Origin of the sequence: Streptomyces sp. LS1784 (genome assembly GCF_020103755.1) — a bacterium.
Taxonomy (GTDB): domain Bacteria; phylum Actinomycetota; class Actinomycetes; order Streptomycetales; family Streptomycetaceae; genus Kitasatospora.
The window spans coordinates 1-9,377 of sequence record NZ_JAHSQD010000323.1 but is presented as its reverse complement, the minus strand read 5'-3'; the positions used below and the strand labels follow the sequence as shown (position 1 = coordinate 9,377).

The following is a 9,377-nucleotide window of genomic DNA, read 5'->3' as shown; positions in this document are numbered from 1 at the left end:
CCGGCCCCAGCGCGGCCTCTTCTTCGGGTCCGCGGGCTTCGCCGCCTCCGCCGCGGGCTCGGCCGCCGCCGCGGCCTCCTCGGCGGTGCGCTGCTCGGGGATCGGCTTCGGCGCGGGCTGCGGCCCGTCCGAGAAGTCGAAGAGCGTCATCGTCCACGGGCCGGTGCTCGACACCGTCGGCGGCGGGATCGCGTCCGACCGCCCCTCGGCGGCGGCCACGTCCGGCAGGTCCAGCGACACGGACGGGATGCCGGCCGCGCTCGGCGCCGGCGGGTCGTACACGCTGTCGGGGTCGGGGGTGAGGCCGGGACCGGGAACGGGCGCGGACGGAACCTCCGGAGCGCCGCCGGAGACGGCCTCACCCGAGCCGGCACCCGAGGCGCCGTCCGGGCCACCGACCGAACGCTCGCTCCACGGCCCGCTCTTGCGCCACCACTCGCCGTCCGTCATCACCGACCACCCCGCCTCGCCCGTACCGGCCGCCCACCGAACCGCCCTCGGCGTGACGCTACCCACCCCGCCCCCGCCCACGCGAGTCCACCCGCCGGGCCCGGCGCTACGGGTACCCCGGGACGGCGATACGGCGCTGTGCGGGACACCCCGCCGTCCCCGCGCCCGACTAACCTAGGTCGAATGACCACACAGCAGGGCCCTCAACGCCGGGGCAGGTCCGCCACCGGCCCGCGCACCCTCGCCGAGGAGCTGCGCGCCCGTCCCGACGACGCGCTCGCCGCCCTGCTCCGCTCCCGCCCCGACCTGCTGAACCCCGTCCCCGGCGACCTCACCCAGCTGTCCGCCCGGCTCTCCTCGCGCGCCTCCGCGCTGCGCGCCCTGGAGCGGCTCGACCGCTTCACCCTCCAGGTCGCCGAGGCGCTGGCCACCGCCCCGGACGGCACCTCGCTGAGCACCGTCCGCACCCTGCTGACCGGCCCGGCGAAGGTCAAGCCGCACCCCGGCGCGACCCCACTCACCCCGGCCGACCGGTCCGCCGTCGCCGCCGCCCTGCCCCGCGCGATCACCACCCTGCGCGACCGGGCACTGCTCTGGGGCCCCGACAACGGGCTGCGGCTGGTCCTCGCCGTCCGCGAGGCGCTCGCCCCGACCGCCGGCAACCCGGGCCGCACCGGCCTCGGCCCCACCCTCGCCGACGCCACCGTCGGCATGTCCCCGGCCCGGCTGCAGCAACTGCTCGCCTCGGCCGGGCAGCCCGCCACCCCCGACCCGGTCAGCGCCGTCGCCGCGCTCACCGCGCTGCTCACCGACCGCGCCCGCTGCGCCGCACTGCTCGACACCGCACCCGAGGCCGCGCTGCGGCTGCTGGAGCGGCTGGTCTGGGGCCCGCCCACCGGCACCGTCCCGGACGCCACCCGCCCGGTGACCGCCGAGGACGCCCACAGTCCGGTCGAATGGCTGCTCGCCCGCGGCCTGCTGCTGCCCACCAGCCCCGGCAGCGTCGTCCTGCCCCGCGAGCTCGCCCTGCACCTGCGCGGCGGCCGCACCCACCGCGCCGTCGAGCCCGTCCAGCCCGAACCCGCACCCGCCGCCGCCCCGCGCGATCCCCAGGCCGTGGACGGCGCCGCGGCCGGACAGGCCCACACCGCGGTCAAGACCGTCGAGGAGCTGCTGGACAACTGGGGCCTCACCCCGCCGCCGACCCTGCGCGCCAGCGGCCTCGGCGTCCGCGACCTCAAGCGCACCGCCCAGGCCCTGGAGAGCACCGAGCAGCAGACCGCCTTCTGGCTCGAACTCGCCTACACCGCAGGGCTGCTGGCCCCCGACGGCGAGGTGGACGAACGCTGGGCCCCCACCCCGGGGTACGACGCCTGGCTGCACCTGGACACCGCCGAGCGCTGGTCCGTGCTGGCCACCGCCTGGCTCGCCGCCACCCGCGTCGCCGCCCTCACCGGCACCCCGGACGGCCGGGGCAAGCCGCGCGCCGCCCTCGGCCCCGAACTCGACCGCACCCTCGCCCCGTCCGTCCGCCGCGCCGCCCTCGCCCTGCTCGCCGAACTCCCGCCCGGCACCCCGGCCACCGCCGAGGAACTGCTCCCCACCCTGCGCTGGCAGCGCCCGCTGCGCGGCGGCCCCACCGGCCCGGACGGCCGCGAGCTGCGCGACGAACTCACCGCGTGGACCCTCGACGAGGCCGAACTCCTCGGCATCACCGGCCGCGGCGCCCTGGCCGCCCCCGCCCGCGCCCTGCTCACCGCCGAGTCCGACCCGGCCGAGGTGCTCGCCCCGCTGCTCCCGCAGCCGCTGGACCACGTGATCCTCCAGCCGGACCTCACCGCGATCGCCCCCGGCCCACTGCTCACCCCGCTCGCCCAGGCCCTCGCCCTGTGCGCCGACATCGAGTCCAAGGGCGGCGCCACCGTCTACCGCTTCACCCCGGCCTCGGTGCGCCGCGCCCTCGACGCCGGCCGCACCGCCACCGACCTGCGGACCTTCCTGGAGCAGCACAGCCGCACGCCCGTCCCGCAGCCGCTCGCCTACCTGATCGACGACGTCGCCCGCCGGCACGGCATCCTGCGGGTCGGCGCCGCCTCCTCCTACCTGCGCTGCGACGACCCGTCCCTGCTCGGCGAGGTGCTCGCCGACCGCCGCTCCGCCGACCTGCGGCTGCGGCTGCTCGCCCCCACCGTCCTCGCCTCCCAGGCCGCCCCGGACGTCCTGCTCGCCGCCCTGCGCACCATGGGCTACGCCCCGGCCGCCGAGTCCGCCGAGGGCGACGTGCTGATCACCCGCCCTGACAGCCACCGCACCCCGCCCCGCACGGCACCGGCGCCCGTCCCCGACGGCCCGCCCAGCCCCGACGACACCCTGCTCGCGGCCGCCATCAAGGCCATCCGGGCCGGGGACCGCGCCGCCACCGCCAGCCGCCGCGAGCCCTCCCCCGACCCGCGCCGCCTCCCCCGCACCGCCGCGGCCGAGACCCTCGCCGCCCTCCAGACGGCCGTCCTGCTCGGCGAGCGCATGTGGATCGGCTACCTCAACGCCGAGGGCATCGCCAGCCAGCGGATCATCGACCCGGTCAAGGTCGAAGGCGGCTTCGTCACCGCCTTCGACCACCATGCCGAAGAACTCCGCACCTTCGCCCTGCACCGCATCACCGGCGTCGCGGAACTCGACGAGTGACCTGAGGTGTCCGAGACCTCAGTGCCCCTGCTGCGCCTCCTTCATCTTGTCCTGGACGGCCTTGTCCGCCAGGCTGCCGATCTGCCCCTGCCCGACCGGCATCGACCCCCCGGTGACGGTCTCCGCCAGCAGGAACCCGGGCGCCGCGAGCAGGCCGCCGGGCCCCTCGCCGATGCCCGCGAGGGCGTGGGCCGAACCGGCCGAGGAGGCAGTGGCCGCGAAGGCCGAGCCCATCAGGGCGAGGGCGGTGAGAACACGCTTCGACTTCTTCATGGCCAGCTCAACGAGCGAGTACGCACCGTGGTCACTCGAAGCAGCCTCCCGCGTCCCCTCCGGAATGCGGGACACTGGAGGGTCTGCGTCAATCCACCCTGTCAGCCAGTGGAGGGCTTCCCCGCGTGAACGACGGACCGCTCATCGTCCAGAGCGACAAAACTCTTCTCCTGGAGATCGACCACCCCAAGGCCGCCGACTGCCGTCGCGCCATCGCACCGTTCGCCGAGCTGGAGCGGGCACCCGAGCACGTGCACACGTACCGGGTGACACCGCTCGGGCTGTGGAACGCGCGGGCGGCCGGGCACGACGCCGAGCAGGTGGTGGACGCCCTGGTGACGTACTCGCGCTACCCGGTGCCGCACGCGCTGCTGGTGGACGTGGCGGACACCATGGGCCGGTACGGGCGGCTCCAGCTGGTCAAGCACCCGACCCACGGGCTGGTGCTCACCACCACCGACCGGCCGGTGCTGGAGGAGGTGCTGCGCTCCAAGAAGATCGTCCCGCTGGTCGGCGCCCGGGTCGACCCGGACACCGTCGTGGTGCACCCCTCCGAGCGCGGCCAGATCAAGCAGGTGCTGCTCAAACTCGGCTGGCCCGCCGAGGACCACGCCGGCTACGTGGACGGCGAGGCGCACCCGATCGACCTGGAGGAGGACGGCTGGCAGCTGCGCCCGTACCAGGCCCAGGCGGTCGAGGGCTTCTGGCACGGCGGCTCGGGCGTGGTCGTGCTGCCCTGCGGCGCCGGCAAGACGCTGGTCGGCGCGGCCGCGATGGCGCACGCCAAGTCGACCACGCTGATCCTGGTCACCAACACCGTCTCGGCCCGGCAGTGGAAGCACGAGCTGGTCAAGCGCACCTCGCTCACCGAGGACGAGATCGGCGAGTACAGCGGGACGAAGAAGGAGATCCGCCCGGTCACCATCGCCACCTACCAGGTGATGACCACCAAGCGGAAGGGCGTCTACGCCCACCTGGAGCTGTTCGACGCCCGCAACTGGGGCCTGGTGGTCTACGACGAGGTGCACCTGCTGCCCGCCCCGGTGTTCAAGTTCACCGCCGACCTCCAGGCCCGCCGCCGGCTCGGCCTGACCGCGACGCTGGTGCGCGAGGACGGCCGCGAGGGCGACGTGTTCAGCCTGATCGGCCCCAAGCGCTTCGACGCGCCGTGGAAGGAGATCGAGGCACAGGGCTACATCGCGCCCGCCGACTGCTGCGAGGTGCGGGTCACCCTGACCGACTCGGAGCGGCTCGCCTACGCGACCGCCGAGCCGGAGGAGCGCTACCGCTTCTGCGCCACCACGGCGACCAAGCGGCGGGTGGTGGAGGCACTGGTCAGGAAGCACGAGAAGGACCAGACGCTGATCATCGGCCAGTACATCGACCAGCTGGACGAGCTCGGCGAGGCCCTGGACGCCCCGGTGATCAAGGGCGAGACCAGCAACGCCCAGCGCGAGAAGCTCTTCGACGCCTTCCGGAACAAGGAGATCAGCGTCCTGGTGGTCTCCAAGGTCGCGAACTTCTCGATCGACCTGCCCGAGGCCACCGTGGCCATCCAGGTCTCCGGGACCTTCGGCTCCCGCCAGGAGGAGGCCCAGCGCCTCGGCCGGGTGCTGCGCCCCAAGGCGGACGGCCACGCGGCCCACTTCTACTCGGTGGTCGCCCGGGACACCGTGGACCAGGACTTCGCCGCCCACCGGCAGCGCTTCCTGGCCGAGCAGGGCTACGCGTACCGGATCATCGACGCGGACGACGTGCTGTAGACGGACCCGGGCTCAGTACCGGACACCGTCGCGCCCGAGGAAGATCACGCGCGCGGCGGTGTCCAGGGCGATGCCGACGTTGCGGACGGCGGTGGTCAGCGGGTTGCGGTGGCGCCCGGAGGCGGCGGTGGCGCCGGCCGGGCCGGATCGGGGGGTGTGGTTCGTGGTGCTCATGTTTCAACGGTAGGCACCCGGTCGGCCGTCGGCATCACTCCAAAGGCCGTATCCGCAGGTGCGCGGGTCGTCCTCCGGGTGTAGGGCGGCCCCGACGCCCCGCAGGGAGGAACCCCGAGACCCGCGGGGAGTAACCCCGAGGCCCGCCGGGCTGGAACCGCCGGGCGGACGGGTCTAAGATCGTCCGTCTGCCCCCTCCCGAACCGTGGTACCTGCTGAAGTCCCGCAGGCAGCCGGGGGAGGTACCGACCGCTCGGCAACCGGTCGGTCGTACCCACCGTGAGCTCCTACGATCCGCTGCGCCCGCCACCGGGGCAGCCGGGAAGGTTCGCTGTGCCCGCCACCTCCACCACCGATCCCCTCCAGCGCGAACGCGAGCACCTGGCCGCGTCCCGGGCCGCGCTGCGCGCCATGCGCGAGGACGTCGAGTCGCTCGACATCCGCGACGTGACCGGCACCTGGGTCACCGCGCTCGTGCTCCAGAACCAGATCGAGGCCAGGATCGCCGCACTGGCCGACCTCTCGCACACCCCGCTGTTCTTCGGCCGCCTCGACTACCTGCACGCGATCAGCGAGGAACTCAGCGAAGGCGGCGGGGGAGAGAACTTCTACATCGGCCGTCGCCACGTCCACGACGCCGACGGCGACCCGATGGTGATCGACTGGCGCGCGCCGGTCTCCCAGCCGTTCTACCGGGCCAGCCGCACCGAGCCGATGGACGTCGAACGCCGCCGCCGCTTCGGCTACACCGGCGGCGAACTCACCGCCTACGAGGACGAGCACCTCACCGACCCGGCCGAGACGGAGCAGGCCTCCGCCCTGCTGGCCGCCGAGATCGAGAAGCCCCGCGTCGGCCCGATGCGCGACATCGTCGCCACCATCCAGCCCGAACAGGACGAGATCGTCCGCTCCGACGTCACGGGCACCATCTGCGTCCAGGGGGCGCCCGGCACCGGGAAGACCGCCGTCGGCCTGCACCGTGTCGCCTACCTGCTGTACGCGCACCGCGAGCGCCTCGCCCGTACCGGCACCCTGGTGATCGGGCCGAACAACGCCTTCCTCTCCTACATCGAGCAGGTGCTCCCGGCCCTCGGCGAGCTGGACGTCGCCCAGGCCACCGTGCAGCAGCTGGTCGGGCACGTCGAGGTGACGGGCGAGGACACCCCGGAGGCGGCCCGGCTGAAGGGCGACGCCCGGATGGCCGAGGTGCTGCGCCGGGCGGTGCGGTCGGGCATCACCCTGCCCACCGAGCCCTGCGTGGTGGTCCGCGGCTCCCGCCGCTGGCGTGTTCCGGTGTACGAACTGGTCGAGATCATCGAGGAGTTGAAGGGCCGCGAGGTTCGCTACGGCGCAGCCCGGGAGGCCCTGCCGCAGCGCATCGCGCACGCCGTGCTGCTGAAGATGGAGCAGGGCGGCGAGGCACCGGACGACCGGGTGCAGGATGCGGTGGCCCGCAACAGCGCGGTCAAGGCGGTGGTCAAGGAGTGCTGGCCGGCCGTCGACCCGGCGAAGCTGGTCCTGCGGCTGCTCTCCGAGCCGGAGTTCCTGGCCGAGTGCGCCGAGGGCGTGCTGACACCCGAGGAGCAGCAGGCGGTGCTGTGGCCCAGGCCCGGCCGCTCGGTGAAGACCGCCCGCTGGACGACGGCCGACGCCGTCCTGGTGGACGAGGCGACCGACCTGGTGCAGCGCACCCCCTCGCTCGGGCACGTGGTGCTGGACGAGGCCCAGGACCTCTCCCCGATGCAGTACCGCGCGGTCGGCCGCCGCTGCACCACCGGCTCGGCGACCGTCCTCGGCGACCTCGCCCAGGGCACCACCCCGTGGGCGACGGCGAGTTGGCCGGAGGCACTGCGCCACCTGGGCAAGCCGGAGGCGCACATCGAGGAGCTGACCAAGGGCTTCCGGGTGCCGGAGGAGGTCATCGCGTACGCCTCCCGGCTGCTCCCGGCGATCGCCCCGGGCCTGGCCCCGGCCTCCTCGGTCCGTGAGGCGCCCGGCTCGCTGACGATCCGCCGGGTCACGGACGGGGGCGGCACGGAGGCGGTCCTGGCGGCCTGCCGGGAGGCACTGGAGCACGAGGGCTCGACCGGCCTGATCGCCGCCGACGCCCGCATCCCGCAGCTCGCCGAGGCGCTCACCGCGGCCGGCCTGCCGCACCTCTCCCCCGGCACCGAGACCAGCGCCGAGGCCCGGCTGACCCTCGTCCCGGCCTCGCTGGCCAAGGGTCTGGAGTACGACTACGTGGTGCTGGACGAGCCGGCCGCGGTGATCGCCGGGGAGCCGGACGAGCGGACCGGCCTGCGCCGCCTGTACGTGGCGCTGACCCGCGCCGTCTCCGGGCTGACGGTGCTGCACGCCGAGCCGCTGCCGGAGCAGCTCCGCTGACGACGCGAAAGGGGGCCGGGTCGCGAACGCCCCGTCCCCCTTTCCGCACGACGGGCACGGCTCGCCCGGCTGTCGGCGCTTCCACGCTCAGCCGTCGATCAGCGCCCGCCACTCGGCGACCTTGGCCGCGTCCACCGGCGTCTGCCAGCCGTCGACCCGCACCGCGCCGCCGACGTGGAAGGCGTCGAAGCCCTCCGCCCGCAGCTCCTTCAGGTGCTCGGCCCGCAGGCCGCCGCCGATCAGGATCCGCTGCCGGTACCCGGGCTCGCCGGCCCGGGCCAGCTCGGCCGACAGCACCTCGCGCCCGGCGTCCACCCCGGCGGCCGCACCGGAGGTGAGGAAGGTGTCCAGGCCGGGCAGCCCGCCGACGGCGGCCCGCAGGGCGGCCCGCCCGGCACTGTGGTCGATCGCCCGGTGGAAGGTCCAGCGGCAGCCGGCGATCGCCCCGGCGACGGCCGTGGTGGCGGCCAGGTCGACGGCGCCGTCGGCACCGAGGAAGCCGAGGACGAACTCCTCGGCCCCCTCGGCCCGCAGCGCGGCGGCCCGGGCGCACAGCTCGTCCACGTCGCCGGGGGCGAAGCCGTCCCGGATCCGCAGCATGACCCGCAGCGGGATACCGACGGCGGCCCGGATCCGGCCGAAGTCCTCGACGGACGGGGTGAGCCCGTCGGCGGCCATGTCGGTGACCAGTTCGAGCCGGTCGGCGCCGCCCGACTCGGCGGCCTGGGCATCCTGGGGCGTCAGCGCGATGACTTCGAAAATTGGTCTAGACATGTCCGACAGCCTGCCACATCCGGCGCCCCCAGGCGACCGCCAGGGGACCGTTCACGTCACTCCCGCCCGTGGACCGCCGCGACCGCTCCCCGCCGCCCGAACCGGTGCACCGCCAGCGCCGCCAGCGCCAGCACGACCACCGTCGGCACCGCCATCGGAAGCAGGTGCGAGACCCCGCGGGACCCGCGCCAGATGTTGAACAGGCAGCCGGGCCCGGTCAGCACCAGCACCGCCACCCCCACGGCCGTCGGCACGACCCGCCCGCACAGCCCGGCGAAGGTCAGCAGCAGCGGGGCGATCAGCATCACCACGAACCACTGCAGGTCCAGCGGGAAAGTGGTGTCGTCCCAGCTCTGGGCCGCCGCCAGCAGCCCGCCCACGGCCATCGAGGCCGACACCAGGGCGCCCGTGCGCCAGGTCGGCCGGGGCAACAGGTCGGTCGGCGCCGCGACCAGCAGCAGCGCGGCCGCCACGAACGGCAGCGAGGCCATCCCGACGTAGCCGCTCCACCACACGTCGAAGGAGGAGTGCCACAGGGCCTCGGCCAGGTCGTACAGCCCCACGGCACCCAGAATCAGCGCACTGCCCCGCACCGCCGTCCACCGGCCCAGGAGCGCCGCCACCGCGAGCAGCGCGGCGGCCACCGGCTGGCAGAAAGCCGAGACGTAGACGCCGTACGAGTCGTCCCAGGAGAGCAGGGTGGCGATCCGGTAGGCGGTGGTCACCCAGGCCACCAGCGTGGCACCGGCCGCCGCCCCGGCGAGCATCGGGGCGACCACCGCCAGCAGCCGCCCGGCCGCCGAGGCGCCGGTCAGCCCGAGCCGCACCCGCAGCCCGTACGCCGCCAGGCCGAGGACCTCCCGGGCGACCGCC

7 protein-coding genes and 1 pseudogene are annotated in these 9,377 nt (G+C 74.9%); 3 read left to right on the top strand and 5 right to left on the bottom strand.

Annotated features, from left to right (window positions below):
- A pseudogene (locus KS423_RS29140) lies at positions 1–450 on the bottom strand (hypothetical protein); the annotation flags it as partial.
- A 183-nt stretch (positions 451–633) separates the two neighbouring features.
- Here KS423_RS29140 and KS423_RS29135 point away from each other — a divergent pair.
- Positions 634–3,135, top strand: coding sequence for a helicase C-terminal domain-containing protein (locus tag KS423_RS29135; RefSeq protein WP_224282764.1), 2,502 nt, complete (start codon positions 634–636; stop codon positions 3,133–3,135).
- Between the two features lie 18 nt (positions 3,136–3,153).
- Here KS423_RS29135 and KS423_RS29130 read toward each other — a convergent pair whose 3' ends face one another.
- Positions 3,154–3,408 (bottom strand): hypothetical protein, encoded by a 255-nt coding sequence (locus KS423_RS29130; RefSeq protein ID WP_224282763.1) that lies wholly within the window; start codon positions 3,406–3,408, stop codon positions 3,154–3,156.
- Positions 3,409–3,533: 125 nt separating this feature from the next.
- On the opposite strand from KS423_RS29130, the gene KS423_RS29125 reads away from it, so the two are divergent.
- Positions 3,534–5,171, top strand: coding sequence for a DNA repair helicase XPB (locus tag KS423_RS29125; protein ID WP_224282762.1), 1,638 nt, complete (start codon positions 3,534–3,536; stop codon positions 5,169–5,171).
- A 12-nt stretch (positions 5,172–5,183) separates the two neighbouring features.
- Here KS423_RS29125 and KS423_RS29120 read toward each other — a convergent pair whose 3' ends face one another.
- On the bottom strand, positions 5,184–5,345 hold the full coding sequence (locus KS423_RS29120; RefSeq protein ID WP_224282761.1) for a hypothetical protein: 162 nt from the start codon (positions 5,343–5,345) through the stop codon (positions 5,184–5,186).
- Positions 5,346–5,678: 333 nt separating this feature from the next.
- Here KS423_RS29120 and KS423_RS29115 point away from each other — a divergent pair, with 333 nt between their 5' ends.
- Positions 5,679–7,730 (top strand): AAA family ATPase, encoded by a 2,052-nt coding sequence (locus KS423_RS29115; protein ID WP_224282760.1) that lies wholly within the window; start codon positions 5,679–5,681, stop codon positions 7,728–7,730.
- Positions 7,731–7,817: 87 nt separating this feature from the next.
- Here the strand turns inward: KS423_RS29115 and KS423_RS29110 are convergent, their stop codons facing one another.
- Together KS423_RS29110 and KS423_RS29105 are read right to left on the bottom strand one after the other, a co-directional pair.
- Entirely contained in the window at positions 7,818–8,504 is a 687-nt protein-coding gene (locus KS423_RS29110; protein ID WP_224282759.1) for a copper homeostasis protein CutC, read from the bottom strand.
- A 56-nt stretch (positions 8,505–8,560) separates the two neighbouring features.
- Positions 8,561–9,377 (bottom strand): hypothetical protein (locus KS423_RS29105; protein WP_224282758.1); only part of this gene is annotated, 817 nt, incomplete at its 5' end.

What these genes read in the sequence shown, in the direction of transcription:
- KS423_RS29130 (WP_224282763.1), bottom strand. Translation starts at nt 3,408, where the DNA reads ATGAAGAAGTCGAAGCGTGTTCTCACCGCCCTCGCCCTGATGGGCTCG.
- KS423_RS29120 (WP_224282761.1), bottom strand. Translation starts at nt 5,345, where the DNA reads ATGAGCACCACGAACCACACCCCCCGATCCGGCCCGGCCGGCGCCACC.
- KS423_RS29135 (WP_224282764.1), top strand. Translation starts at nt 634, where the DNA reads ATGACCACACAGCAGGGCCCTCAACGCCGGGGCAGGTCCGCCACCGGC.
- KS423_RS29110 (WP_224282759.1), bottom strand. Translation starts at nt 8,504, where the DNA reads ATGTCTAGACCAATTTTCGAAGTCATCGCGCTGACGCCCCAGGATGCC.